At 47.9% G+C, this 20,674-nt stretch carries 6 protein-coding genes; 4 read left to right on the top strand and 2 right to left on the bottom strand.

Annotation, left to right across the window (positions count from 1 at the left end; translation table 11 throughout):
* Nucleotides 1-603 precede the first annotated feature (603 nt).
* From AB4249_RS07465 to pfaD, 4 genes are read left to right on the top strand one after another with little or no spacing between them, the layout of a single operon-like run.
* Nucleotides 604-8,163, top strand: coding sequence for a beta-ketoacyl synthase N-terminal-like domain-containing protein (locus tag AB4249_RS07465; protein ID WP_372102710.1), 7,560 nt, complete (start codon nucleotides 604-606; stop codon nucleotides 8,161-8,163).
* The gene (locus tag AB4249_RS07460; RefSeq protein WP_372102708.1) at nucleotides 8,163-10,220 is read left to right on the top strand and encodes a PfaB family protein; all 2,058 of its coding nucleotides are present in this window, start codon (nucleotides 8,163-8,165) and stop codon (nucleotides 10,218-10,220) included. Before AB4249_RS07465 ends, AB4249_RS07460 begins: the two co-directional genes overlap by 1 nt.
* Nucleotides 10,217-16,123, top strand: coding sequence for a beta-ketoacyl synthase N-terminal-like domain-containing protein (locus AB4249_RS07455; RefSeq protein ID WP_372102706.1), 5,907 nt, complete (start codon nucleotides 10,217-10,219; stop codon nucleotides 16,121-16,123). The genes AB4249_RS07460 and AB4249_RS07455 overlap by 4 nt, the downstream gene beginning before the upstream one ends.
* A 44-nt stretch (nucleotides 16,124-16,167) precedes the next feature.
* On the top strand, nucleotides 16,168-17,805 hold the full coding sequence (gene pfaD, locus AB4249_RS07450) for an eicosapentaenoate synthase subunit PfaD (protein ID WP_372102704.1): 1,638 nt from the start codon (nucleotides 16,168-16,170) through the stop codon (nucleotides 17,803-17,805).
* A 113-nt stretch (nucleotides 17,806-17,918) separates the two neighbouring features.
* On the opposite strand, the gene hflX is transcribed toward pfaD, so the two are convergent.
* Both hflX and AB4249_RS07440 read right to left on the bottom strand, forming a co-directional pair.
* Nucleotides 17,919-19,286, bottom strand: coding sequence for a GTPase HflX (gene hflX / locus AB4249_RS07445; RefSeq protein ID WP_136974229.1), 1,368 nt, complete (start codon nucleotides 19,284-19,286; stop codon nucleotides 17,919-17,921).
* A gap of 270 nt (nucleotides 19,287-19,556) precedes the next feature.
* Nucleotides 19,557-20,669, bottom strand: a complete 1,113-nt coding sequence (locus tag AB4249_RS07440) for an ABC transporter ATP-binding protein (RefSeq protein ID WP_017066148.1) — start codon at nucleotides 20,667-20,669, stop codon at nucleotides 19,557-19,559.
* Between the last annotated feature and the right edge of the window lie 5 nt (nucleotides 20,670-20,674).

Below are 20,674 nucleotides of genomic sequence, written 5' to 3'. Positions count from 1 at the left end.
ACCCTTCATATGCGGACTTAAAACTAATTTTTCAAATAATGACAAATTAAAACACAGATCACACTTAGCCTTACGGAACAGGCATCTATTAAATGTTACTTACAAAAATCTGACATAGATCTCACCAAGTCAAAAAATAGAGCATAAACACTAAAAAACTACTCATATCCATTAATTATCAATAAGTTAATTGCACTAAAAATACGAAAAACAAAAGTTCAGTAAAATCATCTGGTCTGAACAGATCATAGTGGCCTCTGGGAGCATTGTATCGGCCACTCACCTCGGGTAGCCTGCTCAACCATTAAACAAATTCACACGTTTTTATTGCGGATACCTGCTTTGCATAAAGCAGTACTTTGGACAGGATTTAAATGGACATTAACCTCACATTCGAATACCCCCTTCACGCATGAAACACGTTCTCAACGTCTGCAAGTCAATGAACTTCGCACCCCCTATTTCAGTCAGGTGGCCAACTTTCGGCAGCCTTACTCTTCAGCTGCGTTTGCCCAAATCTGTTTCAGATTTATTTTCGATTCAATTAAAAGCGCAGCCTCAAAACACGACATCGCCCTCAGTGATTTCAAGTGGAGACTCATAATGAGCCAACCCGAAAAAAATACACCGGAATCAGTCGACGACACTCGACTTAATAAACGTCTTAAAGACATGCCTATTGCTATCGTTGGTATGGCAAGCATGTTTGCGAACTCTCGCTACCTAAACAAATTCTGGGATTTGATCAGCGAAAAGATCGATGCAATTACCGAAGTGCCTGATACACACTGGCGCCCAGAAGATTACTACGATTCAGATCGTACTACGCCAGACAAATCTTACTGTAAGCGCGGTGGCTTCATCCCAGAAGTTGACTTCAACCCTATGGAATTCGGCCTTCCGCCAAATATCCTAGAACTGACTGATACGTCACAGCTGCTATCTCTGATCGTGGCAAAAGAAGTACTTGAAGATGCGAAACTTCCTGAAGGTTACGATCGCGATAAGATCGGTATTACACTCGGTGTAGGCGGTGGTCAGAAGATCGCTCAAAGCTTGAATGCTCGTCTTCAATACCCTGTTTTGAAAAAAGTCTTCAAGAGCAGTGGCATCAACGACGAAGACAGCGAAATGCTGATCAAAAAATTCCAAGACCAATACATCCACTGGGAAGAGAACTCATTCCCTGGTTCATTGGGTAACGTAATTTCAGGTCGTATTGCTAACCGCTTTGACCTTGGTGGCATCAACTGTGTAGTAGATGCTGCGTGTGCAGGTTCTCTAGCCGCAATGCGCATGGCACTGAGCGAGCTGGTTGAAGGCCGCAGTGAAATGATGATCACTGGTGGTGTGTGTACTGATAACTCACCAACCATGTACATGAGCTTCTCTAAAACCCCAGCATTCACTACAAACGAAACCATTCAACCTTTCGACATCGATTCAAAAGGCATGATGATTGGTGAAGGCATCGGCATGGTTGCTCTTAAGCGCCTTGAAGATGCAGAGCGCGACGGCGACAGAATCTACTCTGTGATTAAAGGTGTCGGTTCTTCTTCGGATGGTAAGTTCAAGAGTATTTACGCGCCTCGCCCTGAAGGACAAGCAAAAGCACTGAAACGTGCTTACGATGATGCTGGTTTCGCACCGCACACGCTTGGCCTTTTGGAAGCGCACGGCACAGGTACAGCGGCAGGTGATGTGGCTGAATTTGGTGGCTTGAACTCGGTATTCAGTGAGAACAATGAAGAGAAGCAACACATTGCGTTAGGCTCTGTGAAATCTCAGATTGGCCACACCAAATCAACCGCGGGTACTGCAGGTTTAATCAAAGCTGCCTTAGCACTGCACCACAAAGTACTGCCGCCAACGATTAACGTATCGGCTCCGAATCCTAAACTGGATATCGAAAACTCGCCGTTCTACCTAAACACACAAACGCGCCCTTGGATGAAACGTGTCGACGGCACACCACGCCGTGCAGGTATCAGCTCATTCGGTTTTGGTGGCACTAACTTCCACGTGGTATTGGAAGAGTACACACCAGAGCACACTCGCGGTGACAAATACCGTCAACGCCAAGTGCCGCAAACTCTGTTATTCAGCGCAGAATCTCGTCAAGCACTGATCAATGAACTTAAACAGGTTTCAACTCAAACTGCAGATGCAGCGTTCAAACTGGAAGCGCTTGCTGAGCAACACGCTCTACGCGAAGTTGACGCTAAGCATGCTCGTCTTGGTTTAGTTGTAACTGACCAAGCAGACCTTCAAGCGCAACTGACTCAAGCGATTCCTATGCTTGAGAGCCAAACCAAAGCACATTGGCAGATGCCAAACGGTACTAGCTACCGTGAGTCAGCACTGATTGCTGAAAACGGCACTAGTAAAGTAGCAGCGCTATTTGCAGGTCAAGGTTCGCAATATCTCAACATGGGTCGCGAGCTTGCTTGTCATTACCCAGAGATGCGCCAACAGCTTGCTCAAGCGGACCAAGTATTTGGTCAGCACAAGAAGACGGCTCTGTCCCAAATTCTATTCCCCATTCCAACCTTCACACCAGAAGCAACCAAAGCTCAAGAAGCGGTGTTAACCAACACGGCCAATGCGCAAAGTGCAATTGGTACTGTGTCTATGGGTCAGTTCGACATCATGACTCAAGCTGGCTTCAAAGCAGACATGGTTGCAGGCCACAGCTTTGGTGAACTAAGCGCACTATGTGCTTCGGGTGTTATCTCGCAAGACGATTACTACCAACTAGCTTTCGCTCGTGGCGATGCGATGGCGGCGACACCTGAACAAGGCGACAGCGGTACTATGTTTGCGGTCATTCTAGACGCAGACAAACTTCCAGCCGTTGAAAGCTGCATCAGCCAATTCGAAGGCGTGAGCATTGCCAACTACAACGCTCCGACTCAATTGGTTATTGCTGGTCCAACAGCAACCGTTCAGCAGGCAGCCCAAGCGCTAACTGAGCAAGGCTTCAAAGCAATTGCTCTGCCAGTATCTGGTGCTTTCCACACCCCGCTTGTTGCTCATGCTCAAAAGCCATTTGCAGCTGCAATTGATAAAGCTTCATTTAGCGCTCCAACGCTGCCGCTTTACTCAAACGCAACGGGCAAACTGCACAGCAAAGACGCTAAAGCGATCAAGAAAGCATTCAAACAGCACATGCTGCAATCGGTTCGTTTCAGCGAGCAAATTGAAGCGATGTATGAAGCCGGCGCGCGCGTATTCGTTGAGTTCGGTCCTAAAAACATTCTTCAAAAGCTGGTTGAGAAAACATTGGCTGATAAGAACGAAGAGCTTTACGCAATCAGCATCAACCCAAGCCCTAAAGGCGACAGTGACCAACAGCTTCGCTTAGCTGCGGTTCAACTGTGCGTGGCTGGTGTTTCATTAGACAACATTGACCCTTACCAAGCTGACATTGCTGAACCTGCGAAGGCATCACCAATGAACATCAAGCTGAATGCAACCAACTACATCAGCCCTGCTACTCGTAAGAAAATGGATCAATCATTGGCTTCGGGCAACGTCACCGAAAAGACTGAGATTGTTGAAGTGAAAGTTGAAGTCGAGAAAATCGTGGAAAAAGAAGTGATTAAAACAGAAATCGTTGAAGTACCTGTGGCTGCTCCTCAAGCTTCAAATGTACAACCGTCAGTTGCTCCAGCACCAAGTGTGCAAGTAGCAACAGCAGCTCAGCAGCCTCAAATGGCGCAACCTGCACCAGCGACTATTAAGCCAGCAGCTCAAGTAACGGTTGATGAGTCTTCACTGCAATCGTTCTTCAATGCTCAACAACAAGCAGCAGAAGTACATCAGCAGTTCCTTGCGATTCCTCAACAATACGGTGACACGTTCAATACCCTAATGTCTGAGCAAGCGAAAATGGCAACAGCAGGCGTAACAATTCCAGAGAACCTGCAACGTTCTATGGAAATGTTCCACCAGCACCAAGCTGAAACGCTAAAAGCTCACGCTCATTACCTAGAGATGCAAGCACACAGCAACAACTCAGCACTTAATATGCTGACGCAAGGTTCAGTACAAACGACACAACCAACCTTCGTTGCGCCAGTAAATGCTCAGCCAGTAATTCAAGCTACACCAACAGCTATCGTTCAACAGCCTGTAGCTCAAGTACAAGCGACTACTGTACAAGCCGCGCCAGTTCAAGCCCAGTCTGTTCAAGTTACGCCAGTACAGAAAGCAGCGCCTGCACCACAAGTAGCGGCTCAAGCGGCAGCGCCTGTTGCAGCTCAGCCTGTGCCAGTTAAAGCACAACCAGCTCCTGTGGCTGCACCAGTAGCAGTACAATCAGCCGATGCTGAAAAAGTGATGCTAGAAGTGGTCGCTGAGAAAACGGGTTACCCAACGGAAATGCTTGATCTAGAAATGGACATGGAAGCAGACCTTGGTATCGACTCAATCAAGCGCGTAGAGATCCTTGGTACCGTTCAAGACGAAATGCCAAACCTACCTGAGCTGAACCCTGAAGATTTAGCTGAGTGTCGTACTCTTGGCGAAATCGTCGGCTACATGAACAGTAAAAGCATGAACAGCAAGATGCCAGCATCAGCGCCTGTGGCAGCACAACCAAGCGCAACTGCTCCTGTTCAAGCCGCTAACGGTCTTGATGCGAAAGTCGTTCAACAAACCATGCTAGAAGTGGTTGCTGAGAAGACAGGCTACCCAACGGAAATGCTTGATCTAGAAATGGATATGGAAGCAGACCTTGGTATCGACTCAATCAAGCGTGTTGAGATTCTTGGTACGGTTCAAGATGAACTGCCTACTCTTCCAGAGCTGAACCCTGAAGACTTAGCTGAGTGTCGCACTCTTGGCGAAATCGTTAACTACATGAACAGTAAACTTCCGGCTTCTGCACCAGTTGCAGCACAAACGGAAGTAGTTGCTCCAGCAGCAGCTAACAATGGACTAGATGCAGCTGTTGTTCAGAAGACGATGTTAGAAGTGGTCGCTGAGAAGACGGGCTACCCGACTGAAATGCTAGACCTAGCAATGGACATGGAAGCTGACCTTGGCATCGACTCAATCAAACGTGTTGAGATCCTTGGTACGGTTCAAGACCAACTACCAACCTTGCCAGAGCTAAACCCTGAAGACCTAGCTGAGTGTCGTACTCTGGGTGAAATCGTTGCTTACATGAATACTAAAAGCATGAACAGCAAGCTAGGCGCTAATGAAGATCCTAACGCAACACCGGCTCCAGAAGTCGCTGCAGCAACTGTAGAAAGCACGAGCAACGACCTAAACCCTGCTCACGTTCAATCAACTATGATGGAAGTGGTTGCCGGCAAAACAGGCTACCCAGCAGAAATGCTCGACCTAGCGATGGACATGGAAGCTGACCTTGGTATCGATTCGATTAAACGCGTTGAGATCTTGGGTACGGTTCAAGACCAGCTACCAACGCTGCCAGAGCTAAACCCTGAAGACTTAGCTGAGTGTCGTACTCTTGGTGAAATCGTTACCTACATGCAAAGCAAGCTATCCGTTGCTGCACCTGTAGCGACTGCTAAAGCTGAATCAGTAACGCCTATCGCAGAAACAGCGACAGCGGAACTTCCTCCACACAATGAGGTAGCGCTAAAAAAGCTACCAGCGGCAGATAAACTCGTCGATTGTTTCTCAAAAGACGCTTGTGTCGTGATCACAGATGATGGTCACAACGCCGGTGTTCTAGCAGAAAAGTTGACCGCTAACGGCATTCAAGTTGCCGTAGTGCGTAGTGCCCTTTCTGCCGCGTCACCTTTAAACAGTGAAATCGCAAGCTACACACTCAACAGCGTCGATGATGCTGGTGTGACTGCGGTTATTAACGACATCGAAGCAGACCTTAAAACGTCGAACAAAGTGATTGCTGGCTTCATTCACCTACAAGCTATCGTTGATGCAAAACAAAGCAACGAGCAAGCGGTTAACTTGAATGCAGACTCAAGAGCTTCGCTAACCACAGCGTTCTTGTTCGCGAAGCACCTAAATGGCCAACTGAATGCTGTTTCTGGTCGCAGCGTGTTCTTCACGCTAAGCCGTATCGATGGTGGCTTTGGTTACCTAGATACTAAGCAACTAGCAAATGCAGAACTTAACCAAGCCGCGTTGTCTGGTCTAACTAAGACACTGAGCCATGAATGGTCAAACGTGTTCTGCCGCGCATTGGATGCTGACGCTTCTTTTGATGCTCGTCATCTTGCTGAAGCAATCACAGGCGAACTGTTCGATATCGATACCAACACGGTTGAAATCGGCCTTAGCCATGCGGAAAACGGTGAATCTGGTCGTGCAACACTGATTGCGACAACACCAGGTGCTGCACAAACCAAAAACACAGGCGCTCAGCTCACCAAGAGCGACAAAGTTCTGGTGACGGGTGGAGCTAAAGGTGTGACGTTTGAATGTGCGCTAACACTTGCTAAGCAATGTAAGTCTCACTTCATTCTTGCAGGTCGTAGCAAACACATTACATCACAAGAGCTACCTCAGTGGGCACAAGGCAAGCAAGAGAAAGAGCTAAAACCAGCGGCTATCGCTCACCTACAAGCAACAGGTGACAAACCAACGCCGAAGAAAGTTGATGCCTTGCTAAAACCTGTATTGAGTAGCCTTGAAATCAACGCAGCACTTACCGCTTTCAACGAGATTGGCGCGAGCGCTGAATACCTAAGCTTAGATGTGTCGAACCATGAGTCAGTAGCGAAAACGCTGGCAAACTTCGAAGGCATCACAGGTCTTATCCACGGTGCAGGCGTACTGGCTGACAAGCACATTCAAGATAAAACACTTGATGAACTGAACATGGTTTACGGCACGAAAGTGGGCGGACTAGAAGCGGTTCTTGGTGGTATTGATAGCAGCAAGCTAAAACTGATTGCGATGTTCTCTTCGGCGGCGGGTTTCTACGGAAACACAGGCCAAAGCGATTACTCGATGTCTAACGAGATCCTAAACAAAGCGGCTCTGCAATTGTCAGCGCGTAACCCTCAAGCGAAAGTAATGAGCTTCAACTGGGGACCGTGGGACGGTGGCATGGTCAACGCAGCGCTGAAGCGTATGTTCACAGAGCGTGGTGTGTACGTGATTCCTCTTCAGGCGGGTGCAGAGCTGTTTAGTTCTCAGCTACTGAACGAAACTGGCATTCAATTGCTGGTTGGCACGAGCATGCAAGGTTCTGACAACAAGGAAGCTGCTGTAAAAAAGCTTAATGCGGAGTCTGTGCATCTTGCAAAGAGTCCGCTGAATACAAGCATCACTGTGACACGTCATCTTGATCCGAAGGCATTACCTTTCATTCAAGATCACTGCATTGCCGGTAACCCAGTGTTACCGACAGTGTGTGCTATCCAATGGATGCGTGAAATAGCAGAGCAACTGTTAGGGGTGAACGTTAGCGTTCACAACTATAAACTGCTTAAGGGTGTGATTTTTGATACTGATGAAGTGCAAGAGCTAACGCTTGTCTTGTCTTCAGACGCTAAATCAAAAGATCAGCTAAAAGCAGTAATCAGCTGCCAAGGGCGACCACAGTATCAAGCTCAGTTGCAAGTTGCCTCTGTGCAAGTGTCTGAAGATGTTCAACAAGCGTCGACAAAACGCTTTGAAGCTAACTCTTCAACACCAGTAACAACGGCACAAGCTCTATACAGTGACGGCACTCTGTTTCATGGACCAAGATTGCAAGGTATTACCTCAGTTGAACGCTTTGACGACTTAGGCTTATTGGCTCAATGCCAGTTGCCTCAGATTGAAAACAGCGACTGCGGATCATTTATTCCTAAGCAAGGCTTTGGCGATAGCCAACCATTTGCTGAAGATTATCTGTTGCAAGCAATGCTGGTATGGGCTCGATTGAAGTACGGCGCGGCAAGCCTACCGTCTGCAATCGGTGAGTTTATTTGTTACGCACCGATGCACAATGGTGACCAAGGTTGGCTAGAGCTGAGCGTGATAAAAAGCACGGCTCGTTCGCTGCAAGCTGATATCTCACTTTACCACCAAGATGGTCGTTTAAGTGCGGTAATGAAAGGTGCCAAAGTCACCATCAGCAAGAGTTTAAACGATGCATTTTTGCCGAAGTCTAGCTCAGCAGTATCAAAGAAAGAGGCGACTAAAAACGCAGAAAAGGAGCAATTGTCATAGTGACTGTTCCTACTAATAAAGCGATGCCATTGCGCATCGCTCTTTTAGCTCAGCCAGCAAACGCGGCTGAGCTTTCTGCCGACTTATCACCTTCGCTTCCAGAGATGGTTACTGTTGTGGTTGATGGCAATTTTAATCAAGCACTTGCTCAAGCGATTGAGGCTGTCATTCAAGGTAGTGTTATTAAACTTTGTTTAGATTCTCACTCACCATCATTGTTGATGTTAAGTGCGCTGAATGCTGCTCAGAATAAGATTCACCCACACGCGAATTTGGCGGGCTTTGTTGAAGCTCTCGATCTAGATAATGGAGATAGCGTTCAGCTTGCTCTGGATATGTCACGCCGCCCCGCGACAGATTTAAGCCATCAACAACAATATTCTACACTCTCTGCTTCGCAGCAGTTTGATGAATTGTTGAATATGGTTAATGCGATATCGAGCCGTTCATTGCCGAGTTATTCATTACCGAGCCACTATTGGTTCACTGAGCCGAACAAAGCACGTGTTGCTGCGTTAACCTTCAGCGAAGAAAACCAGAAATCCACCAGCCTGATATTGACTCAAGCGACCGGTTTGCGAGAACCAAAGCCCTTGCTATCGAGCGAGCGTTTGATGTTTGTGGTTTCTGGCAATGACCAAGCTGAATTAGTTTCTCAGTTAACCTCGTTAAGAGAAGAGCTTAAATGCGTTAGCGATTCGGCGGACAGCGAACTTGCTGTCGCCAGCTTGATGCATTCAAACCTAAACCACTTTCAAAGCGTTCAGCACAATGCTGGCCTTAGCGCGAACATCGTGATTCAAGCAGCTTCAATTGATGCTGCATTGCAAGAAATCACAGCGGTAGAAAATGCGTTGCCAAAAGTAATGGCAGACAATAGCCAATACAAAACGCCAGCGGGCAGTTGTTTCTCACCGAAGCCTCAAAGCAAAGGCGGCGTTGCATTTGTTTACCCTGGTGTTGGCACGGTTTATCCCGGTATGTTGCGCGAATTTCACCACCATTTCCCACAGTTATTTGCTCGCTTAGAACGCGAAGGTAACTTGAAAGAGATGCTGCAGGCTGAAAAAACCTACGCTGAAGACTCGCAAGAAATGTCGCTTAGTGAATTGGCCATTGCAGGTGTAGGCAGTAGTTATCTGTTAACACAACTGCTATGTGATGAATTCAAAGTGCAGCCAGATTTCGCCTTGGGCTACTCCAAGGGTGAAGCTTCCATGTGGGCCAGCTTAAATGTTTGGAAAAATCCGCATGCGCTGATTGAGATGACTCAAACCAGTCCTATCTTCACCACGGCTATTTCTGGCGAACTCACCGCTGTACGTCAAGATTGGCAGCTGAACGGCGACGAAAGCATCCAATGGAATAGTTTTGTGGTTCGCAGTGATGCACAAGCGATTGAGGCTCTGTTACCAGAGTTCCCACGCGCTTATCTAGCTATCATCCAAGGTGACACTTGCGTACTGGCAGGCTGTGAAAGCACCTGTCGTGCTCTGCTCAAGAAACTGGGTAAACGTGGCATTGCCGCGAATCGTGTTACCGCAATGCACACCACACCAGCATTGAGCCAACATAGCCAAGTACGTGAATTTTACACACAGCCACTGTTCGACGAGTTGCCAAAGCATATCCGCTTTATCAGCGCAGCAGGTCTACCGACTGGCGCCCCAATCAATATAGAGAGCGACAGCATCGCCCTTTCGATTGCCGATACTTTCTGTTCGACGCTGGATTTCACCGCGTTGATTCAGAGTGCACGTCAGCAAGGTGCTCGCCTGTTTGTTGAAGTGGGTGCCGATCGTCAAACCAGCACATTGATCGACAAGATCAATCGTAGCGACAACGTAGCAGACCAGTACTGCTCAATCGCTTCCAATGCCAAAGGCGGGGACGATATTGTCACGCTCATCAAATGCATTGGTCAGCTCATCACCCATCAAATTCCACTGTCTGTCGAGCCACTTATTCAAGGGTTAGAACAACAGATCACCACCGCTAAGCAATTAAGTGGTGTGTCTCAAGGCAGCGCAGTAAATCATCAAGGAGAGCTAGTATGAGTTCTCAATATCAGGCTCAGAATAAGCAGCAAGTGAAGTGCAATAAAATCGCGATTGTCGGTATTGCGAGCCAATACCCAGAAGCTGATACGCCAAAAGATTTTTGGCAAAACTTGCTGAACAAAAAAGATTCTCGAACCACATTAAGCGCTGAAAAGTTAGGTGCTAAACCTGAAAGCTATCAGGGTGTGCAAGGTGAGTCAGACCGCTTTTACTGTGACAAAGGCGGCTACATCGAAAACTTCAATTTCGACAGCAATGGCTACCGCTTGACAGCAGAATCATTCAACGGTGTTGACCAAAGTTTCCTATGGGCTTTGGATACCAGTCGTAAGGCGTTAGTTGACGCCGGCATTGATTTAAATGCCGATGTTTTAGAGCGTACAGGCGTGATCATGGGTGCCCTTTCGTTCCCAACCACACGCTCGAACGACCTGTTTCTGCCGATGTATCACTCGGTCGTCGAAAAGGCACTACAAGCTAAATTGGCTAATGACCAGTTTTCACTGCTACCAACCAATGAAACCGCGCAAGACCTTAATCCGATCAATGGTGCTGCAGCACACAACGCCTCGAAGTTAGTGGCTGATGCGCTAGGTTTAGGCAACGTGCAACTTAGCCTAGATGCGGCATGTGCAAGCTCAGTGTATTCATTGAAGTTAGCGTGTGATTACTTGAACACGGGCAAAGCCGACATGATGTTGGCAGGCGCGGTATCCGGTGCTGACCCATTCTTTATCAACATGGGTTTCTCCATCTTCCACGCTTACCCTGACCACGGTGTTTCGGTTCCGTTTGATAGCAATAGTAAAGGTCTATTTGCTGGCGAAGGTGCCGGTGTTTTAGTCCTAAAACGCTTAGCTGATGCAGAGCGAGATGGCGACAACATCTACGCAGTCGTTAGCGGTATTGGCTTGTCGAACGATGGCCGTGGCCAGTTCGTATTAAGCCCAAATAGCAAAGGACAAGTACAAGCCTTTGAACGCGCTTACGAGGCATCAAACCTAACCCCAGACAGCATCGAAGTGATTGAGTGTCACGCAACCGGCACACCATTAGGTGACAAGGTTGAGTTAACCTCAATGGAGCGTTTCTTTGCTGACAAATTGAATGGTTCTAACCCGCCATTAATTGGCTCTGCGAAGTCCAACCTCGGTCACTTGCTGACTGCGGCGGGTATGCCGGGGATCATGAAGATGATCTTTGCGATGAAAGAAGGCGTGCTTCCGCCAAGTATTAACTTAGACAAGCCACTATCGTCGCCAGAAGGTTTATTTGGCTCACAGACTCTGCCAACACAGGTTCAACCTTGGCCAAGTAAAGCGGGCAACCCAGAGCGCTGTTCGGGTGTTTCTGTATTTGGTTTCGGTGGTTGTAACGCACACTTACTGCTTGAAGCGTACTCAGATAAGAGTCATGTAAACCAGACTCTAGAGTCGGCATCTCCAAGCCTACAGCCGTCTAATTTAAGCATTACTGGCCTAGCGTCTCACTTCGGTTCTCTGCAAAGCATCAACGCGCTGAGCACTGCGATTGAAACCAACAACGATGCTTTCATTGCTTTGCCTAAGAAGCGCTGGAAAGGTTTAGACCAACATCCAGAACTGCTGAATCAGTTTGGTTTACACGGCATTCCAAACGGGGCTTACATCGATCAATTCGACCTCGATTTCCTACGCTTCAAAGTACCGCCGAATGAAGATGACCGTTTGATCTCTCAGCAGTTGCTACTGATGAAAGTTGCAGACGAAGCGATCAAAGATGCCAAGCTTGTGGCAGGCCAAAAGGTTGCAGTACTGGTAGCGATGGAAACTGAGCTTGAGATGCACCAATTCCGTGGACGCGTAAACCTGCATAGCCAATTGGCTGACAGCTTTGCCAACATGGGTATTGAGCTAACACAAGACGAATACCAATCGCTAGAAACCATCGCGATGGACAGTGTGATGGACGCAGCCAAACTGAACCAATACACCAGTTTCATCGGCAATATCATGGCTTCGCGCATCTCTTCATTATGGGACTTTAATGGCCCTGCCTTTACGATTTCAGCCGCTGAACAGTCAGTTGCTCGTTGTGTCGATGTCGCGCAAAACCTGATGTCGCAAGAATCCATGGATGCAGTCGTGATTGCAGCCGTCGATCTAAGCGGCAGTGCGGAACATGTGATTCTGAAGAACAGCGTGAGCCCAGTGTCGCTTGATCCAAAATTCGGACAACCGCAAGACGGCAGTTGGAATGTGGGCGAAGGCGCAGGTGCAATTGTTCTTGTGGAAGAAGGTCGAGTAGCGAGCAACCAAGACACAGCTTACGGCAGCATTAACGCCTTGGCCTTTGGCTCAAGCGAGCGTAACAACGCCGTTGTTGATGAGTTACTGACTCAAGTCGGTATGAGCTCAAACGATGTTTCTCTGCTTGAGCTTAACCATGCACCTGAGTCTTTGTCACACGAGCTTGTATCTCTCAACTTAGAAGTTACCAAGACCACTCAAGCGAGCCAACGTGTTGGTCACTGCTCTGCAGCTTCTGGCATGGCAAGCCTGCTACACGGTCTCCTCAACCTGAACCTTGAGTCTCTGAATCCAAATATCAGCTCTAAGAGCGCGATTGTTGCCAGCATCAGCGAAGGACAATGTTCACAGCTGCTACTAAGCCAGTCGAGTGTTGAATCTCAGTCACTTTCCGTTCGTTTAAGCAATGAACTGGCGAGCGATGCTAAACGTCAATTGGTTAAGCAAGTGACTCTTGGTGGTCGCGATATCTATCAACATATTGCCCAAACCCCAGTGACTAACTTGGCAACGATTCAGCAGAAAGCTTCTGGCAAACAAGCAGCAAAAGTGGCGTCGATTCCAACGACAGCAAACATCAAAGCAGCCCTTGCGCAAAAAGAGTTAGAGAAGAAGGCATTAGCGCAGAACGCGGTAGAGCCAGTCATCGAAACTCCTACATCAGTATCCCCTACTCTGGCGCCAACTCGCCACAGTCAGCTAACAGGTAACCACAGCAATATGACTCATGTCCTATCCGCTAAAAATGGCGTATCAAATATCGACGCTAATACGGATGCAGCATCACAGCCGTCTGTAACACCACACAACCAAGCTTTTGCTCAAAATCAGCAAGCAGCTCAACAGGTACACAAAGCATTCCTGCACACTCGAGCCCAAGGCATGCAGATGGCTGATGCGCTATTAAAAGCACAGTTAAACGCAATTACGTCTGGTTTAGATAGCTCAGCCGAAACATCAACTCAGCCTGTGCAAGCTCAACCAGCTCAGGTTCAGTCAGCGCCAGTAAACGCACTTGCGACACCAGCACCAGTAAAACCTATCCGTAAACCATGTATCTGGGATTACGATGATCTGGTTGAATACGCTGAAGGCGACATCGCCAATGTATTTGGCCCTGACTACGCGATCATCGATAGCTACTCGCGCCGCGTTCGCCTACCAACCACAGACTACCTATTGGTATCTCGTGTAACCAAGCTCAACGCGACCGTCAACGAATACAAGCCAAGCACCATGACCACAGAGTACGACATCCCAGTTGATGCGCCGTATCTTGTTGATGGTCAAATCCCTTGGGCTGTAGCGGTAGAATCTGGTCAGTGTGACCTAATGCTGATCAGCTACTTAGGCATTGATTTCGAAAACAAAGGCGAGCGTGTTTATCGCCTGCTTGATTGTACACTGACCTTCCTTGGCGACTTGCCTCGTGGTGGCGATACGCTGCGTTACGACATCTCAATCAACAGCTTTGCTCGCAATGGCGACACGCTACTGTTCTTCTTCTCGTACGAATGTTTCGTTGGCGACAAGATGATCCTGAAAATGGATAACGGCTGTGCGGGCTTCTTCACTGATGAAGAGCTAGCCGATGGCAAGGGCGTGATTCACACTGAAGATGAAATCAAGGCTCGTAAACTTGCCACTAAGCAACGTTTCGACCCTATGTTGCACTGTCCTAAAACCCAGTTTAACCACCAAGAACTGCGCCACCTACTGACTGCAAACATTGCAGAGTGTTTTGGCCCGACTCACCAATCTGATCGCCACCAGCCTTCTTTGTGCTTCAGCGCAGAGAAGTTCATGATGATCGAAAAGGTTAGCCGTGTTGAACCGCAAGGTGGCACATGGGGACTTGGTCTGATTGAAGGTCACAAACAGCTTAAGCCTGAGCACTGGTACTTCCCTTGTCACTTCAAAGATGATTCAGTAATGGCTGGCTCTTTGATGGCAGAAGGTTGTGGTCAACTGCTTCAGTTCTTCATGATGCACCTTGGCATGCACACACTTGTTCAAAATGGTCGTTTCCAACCGCTTGAAAATGCCCCTCAACAAGTACGTTGTCGTGGCCAAGTTCTACCGCAATCTGCAGAACTGACTTACCGCATGGAAGTGACTGAGATTGGTCTAAGCCCTCGCCCATACGCGAAAGCTAACATCGATATCTTGCTGAACGGCAAAGTGATTGTTGATTTCCAAAACTTGGGTGTGATGATCAAAGAAGACGACGAATGTACTCGTTACCTACCTTCTTTAGAAACAGCTGTCGCGACCCCTGTTATCGAAAGCTTGGGCCATACACCAGCAGTTAATCAGCAGGCTTCAGCTAATGCACCACTCATGGCGCAAATTGAAGACCTAGCAACAGCGCCAAATAAAGGTGTCGTTCCTCTTCAACACGTTGAAGCCCCGGTAACTCCTGATTACCCGAACCGCACACCCGATACGGTTCCATTCACGCCTTATCACATGTTCGAATTCGCGACTGGCGATATCGAGAAATGTTTCGGTCCTGATTTCTCAATCTACCGTGGGATGATTCCACCACGTACTCCGTGTGGCGACCTACAGCTAACCACTCGTGTTGTAGAGATCGACGGTAAGCGTGGCGACTTCAAGAAGCCTTCATCGTGTATCGCAGAATACGAAGTGCCAGAAAACGCATGGTACTTTGATGAAAACAGCCACCAGACTCTAATGCCTTACTCGGTACTGATGGAAATTTCACTGCAACCAAACGGCTTTATCTCTGGCTACATGGGTACAACACTGGGCTTCCCAGGTGAAGAACTGTTTTTCCGCAACCTAGATGGCAGCGGCAAAATGTTGCGTAACGTCGACTTGCGCGGCAAAACGATTACTAACGATTCTCGTCTGCTTTCAACAGTAATGATGGGCACCAACATCGTACAGAGCTTCAGCTTTGAACTGAGCACTGACGGCGTGCCTTTCTATCAAGGTACAGCGGTATTTGGTTACTTCAAAGGCGCAGCACTGAAAGACCAACTTGGTTTGGACAACGGTAAAGTGACTCACCCTTGGCACGTTGATAACAACCGCACACCGGATGTAAACATCAACCTGCTAGACAAAACGACGCGTTACTTCAATGCACCTGTCTCGTCTACTGGTGAAGTACAAGAGCACTACAAATTGGCCGGCGGTCGTTTGAACTTTATAGATACCGTGCAGATCACTAGCGATGGTGGTAAAGACGGTCTTGGTTACCTATACGCTGAGCGTACGATTGACCCAAGTGATTGGTTCTTCCAATTCCACTTCCATCAAGATCCTGTAATGCCAGGTTCTCTAGGTGTCGAAGCGATCATCGAACTGATGCAAACCTATGCGCTAAACAAAGACCTTGGCGCTGGCTTCCGCAATCCGAAGTTTGGTCAAATCCAATCTGAAGTGAAGTGGAAATACCGTGGTCAGATTAACCCTCTAAACAAACAGATGTCTCTGGATGTACATATCACTGCGATTAAAGACGAAGACGGTAAACGTATCATCGTTGGCGACGCAAACCTGAGCAAAGATGGCCTGCGTATTTACGAAGTGAAAGACATCGCAATTTGTATCGAAGAAGCCCCTGCGAACGATAAAGCATAAGCCGCCATTAGTGACAGAGACAGAGAACTAGGAAAGAATTAATTATGACAACTCAAACCACTATCAATAACGAAAAGCTATCTCCGTGGCCTTGGCAGATTGAAGAGAGCACAACTCGCTTTGATAACGCGGCAATGTCGACAATATTAAAAGACTTAAGCCTTGCTTGTTACGTCGTGAACCACCCAGAAAAAGGTTTAGGCGTTAGCCAACAAGCAGAGATTGCATCGTGCGATTCAGCAAGTTCAGCGAACAACCAACCTGTTAGCGCTTTTGCTCCTGCACTCGGTACACAAAGCTTGGGCGACGAAGAGTTTCGTCGCTGTCATGGCGTAAAATACGCGTACTACGCAGGCGCAATGGCCAACGGCATCTCATCTGAAGAGCTTGTAATTGCGCTTGGTCAGGCAGGCATTCTTTGTTCATTTGGCGCGGCAGGCTTAATCCCGTCTCGCGTTGAGCAAGCGATCAACCGTATTCAAGCAGCGCTACCAAACGGCCCTTACGCGTTTAACCTGATTCACAGCCCAAGTGAACCTGCACTAGAGCGCGGCAGTGTAGAGCTGTTTTTGAAGCACAAAGTGAAAACGGTTGAGGCTTCAGCCTTCTTAGGTTTAACACCGCAAATTGTTCACTATCGTGCTGCTGGTCTAAGCCGTGATGCAAAAGGCGAAATCCAGATTGACAACAAAGTCATCGCAAAAGTGAGCCGTACTGAAGTCGCAAGCAAGTTCATGCAGCCTGCTCCTGTGAAAATGCTGCAAGCTTTGGTTGATGAAGGTCGAATCACAGCAGAACAGATGGAGCTAGCACAGTTGGTTCCAATGGCGGATGACATTACTGCAGAAGCGGATTCTGGTGGTCACACCGATAACCGCCCTCTAGTTACCCTGTTACCAACGATTCTTGCGTTGAAAGAACAGATCCAAGCTCAGTACCAATTCAAAACACCGCTGCGTGTTGGTTGTGGTGGTGGCGTCGGCACGCCTGACGCAGCTCTAGCAACGTTTAACATGGGCGCGGCATACATTGTTACTGGTTCTATTAACCAAGCCTGTGTTGAAGCTGGCGCGAGCGAACACACACGTAAGCTGCTTTCGACAACTGAAATGGCTGACGTGACTATGGCTCCGGCAGCAGACATGTTCGAAATGGGCGTGAAGCTGCAAGTGGTTAAGCGCGGTACCTTGTTCCCAATGCGTGCAAACAAGCTTTACGAGATCTACACACGCTACGACTCCATTGAAGCGATTCCAGTTGAAGAACGTCAAAAGCTAGAGAAGCAGGTATTCCGTTCAACATTGGATGACATCTGGGCAGGTACTGTTGCTCACTTTAACGAGCGCGACCCTAAACAGATCAAACGCGCTGAAGGCAACCCGAAGCGTAAAATGGCGTTGATTTTCCGCTGGTACTTGGGGCTTTCTAGCCGCTGGTCAAACACGGGCGAACAAGGTCGTGAAATGGATTATCAAGTATGGGCTGGCCCTGCACTTGGCGCATTCAACGCGTGGGCAAAAGACAGCTACCTAGATGATTACCAGCAGCGTAATGCGGTCGACCTTGCTAAGCACCTGATGCACGGTGCGGCTTACTTAGCACGTGTTAACCTGCTGACTTCGCAAGGCATCAAGCTTGATCCAGAACTAGCACGATGGAAGCCAACTCAAAGAATGGCGTAAATGACCTAAATGGACTGGTTGACGAGTAACTAATTACTCAGCGACAGGAAACAAAAAAGCGACCTTATCGGGTCGCTTTTCTTTTGGTTGTTCTTGCCAGGCTCGCTACAAAATTAAGACTTCTGCATACGCTTTTTCAAGCGCGCTAAATCAATTGCACTTGAGCGTACAGTAAGCTTGATGCATTCGTAGTCGTATTCTTCCTTCACCACACTCATGTTTGAGCGAATCTCACCGATGATGCCTTGTCCAGAATAAGGAATCGTGATCTCTTCTTCGATCATGCCTTGTTCAGCCACACCCACAATGTACTTGTGTAGTTTGGTGATATCGAGCGGGTCACGAGTCGAGGTCAGCATTGCATCTGGGAATTCTTCAATCAGCTCTAACTGTTCTTCTTCGCTCAATCTATCGCACTTGTTCAGTACCAATAGTTTTTCGCTGCCTTCAACGCCCACTTGCGCTAATACTTCGTGTACCACATCAAGCTGTGCGCGGAATGAAACATCAGAAGCATCAACCACATAAAGCAGTAATGAAGCATCATGCGCTTCTGCTAGTGTTGAGTGGAATGAAGCAACCAGATCGTGTGGCAGTTTCTTGATGAAACCCACCGTATCTGACACTAAGATACGCGGCTGAGTGATCGGCTGAAGTGCACGAACCGTGGTATCTAAGGTCGCGAATAGCTTATCTTCACCGCTCACTTCGGTTGCGGTCATAGCGCGCATCATCGAAGATTTACCCGCGTTGGTGTAGCCAACCAGAGCAACAGTGAAAAGCTCCGAACGCTGAGTGCGTCGGTTCTTCATTTCGTCCTGTACGCTAACCAGCTCACGTTTAAGCGCAGCAATTTGGTCACGTACTTTACGGCGGTCTAGCTCTAATGAAGTTTCACCAGCACCCTGACCCATTTGACGCTCTTTATCACCGTCGGCTGTTTCACGCAGTCGAGGCACTAAGTAGTTTAGGCGAGCGATTTCAACTTGCAGACGTGCGGTACGAGTACGAGCATGGCGGCTAAAGATCTCGATGATGATACCAGTACGGTCAAATACCTCGACACCCAAGTGCGCTTCTACATTACGCAGTTGAGATGGGCTCAAATCACAGTCGAATACCACTACGTCAGCAGTACCAAACTCCACATCTTCAGATGGAAGATCATCAAAATCTAATTCATCGATACTAGCGCGAAAATCAAAAGATTCATCGATAAAATCTTCATCTTCTGCTTCTTCAATCGAACCTTGGTAACCGGTGAGGTGTGCAATTTCTGCAAGCTTACCTGCGCCCAACACGTTTTGTCGTTGTGTTGAACTGTGGTGCTGTGATTGTGTACCGACCACTTTAAACCCTAGGGTTGTTACTAAGCGAGCAAGTTCGGCAAGAGACTCTTTTGCTTCGTCACCTTTGAAGTCCGGTGTCGTAATAGAAATAAGTAAAGCGTTACTAGCTGAGGGTTTTGCTGTTAGTTTCATGTATTCTTCTGTTTATGCACTAATGTGCAACCTAGTATTTGGTCTAAAGTAGCGCGATCCTACGCTGTTCTCGGTCAGCTTTATAGAGCTAACGGAGGCTATTTGGCGATATTATTGCAGTTAATCCATTTATCTCGTTTATCCCTCTGTTTTCGTGAGGAAATAAAACAGGCTAAAACAACAAAAAAGACAGCATCACGTTACTTATTAGTAATTAGTGATACTGCCTTTGCTTAAGCTTAGACTCTCATTGAGCTACTGTCTCAAAAACTAAAAATCAATTCTCGCTTCAGTCTGAGCATCAAAGAATACCGCCTTTGATAAGTCAAAATGCAGCGGCGCCATTTGCCCAACTGACACTTCAAATTCTGGCGACAAGCGACATGCCACTTCTTGGTCGTTCACTTTCACCATCGCAATCGTATCTGGCCCTGTTGGTTCTAGCACTTCTAACTGCAAGTCTAGCTTGGTCGTTGCCGACACATCTTCACTTTCCTGCTCGGTAATATGTTCAGGGCGCAGGCCAATCACCACTTCTTTGCCATCTTGCTCACGCATGCTTTGTGGTAATCGAATGTGGTGCTCTTGCTCAGCTGTACCCGTTACTTTGATGATCGGATTCTGCTCATCATCCAAATCCACCATGGTCTTAATGAAGTTCATAGATGGTGAACCCATAAAGCCCGCCACGAACATGTTATTTGGCTTGGTGTAGATCTCTTGCGGCGTACCGAGTTGCTGCAGTTCACCATCTTTCATCACCGCAATACGGTCAGCCAAGGTCATCGCCTCGATTTGGTCATGGGTCACGTAGACAATGGTGGTGTTCAGCTTTTGGTGCAGACGTTTGATCTGGTGTCGCATCTCGACACGTAGCTTGGCATCCAAGTTAGAAAGCGGCTCATCGAACAGATACAGCTTAGGACGACGCGCCAAAGCGCGCCCCATAGCGACACGTTGACGCTGACCACCAGATAGCTGCGATGGTTTACGATCAAGCAGTTGTTCGATTTGTAGCATTTCAGCGACGCGATTCACTTCTGCGTCGATTTCGTCTTGTGGCATCTTGCGGATCTTCAAGCCGAAGGCGATATTGCCGCGTACCGTCATGTTTGGGTAAAGTGCGTACGACTGGAATACCATCGCGATGTCGCGGTCTTTAGGTTCAACCTGGGCCACGTCAACACCATCAATCACGATTTCACCCGAGCTAATATTTTCTAGCCCAGCAATGGTGTTCATTAGGGTGGATTTTCCACACCCCGAAGGGCCGACAAGTATCAAGAACTCCCCCGAATCGATACTGATGTCGATGCCCTTTAACGTTTCGTTGTCCGCGTTGCGATAGGTTTTACGGATCTGTTTTAAATCTAATGTTGCCATGGGTA

The organism is Vibrio sp. 10N.261.55.F4 (assembly GCF_041470465.1).
Taxonomy (GTDB): domain Bacteria; phylum Pseudomonadota; class Gammaproteobacteria; order Enterobacterales; family Vibrionaceae; genus Vibrio; species Vibrio crassostreae_C.
The sequence above is the reverse complement of the archived record's forward strand: the minus strand, read 5'-3'. Positions and strand labels throughout refer to the sequence as shown.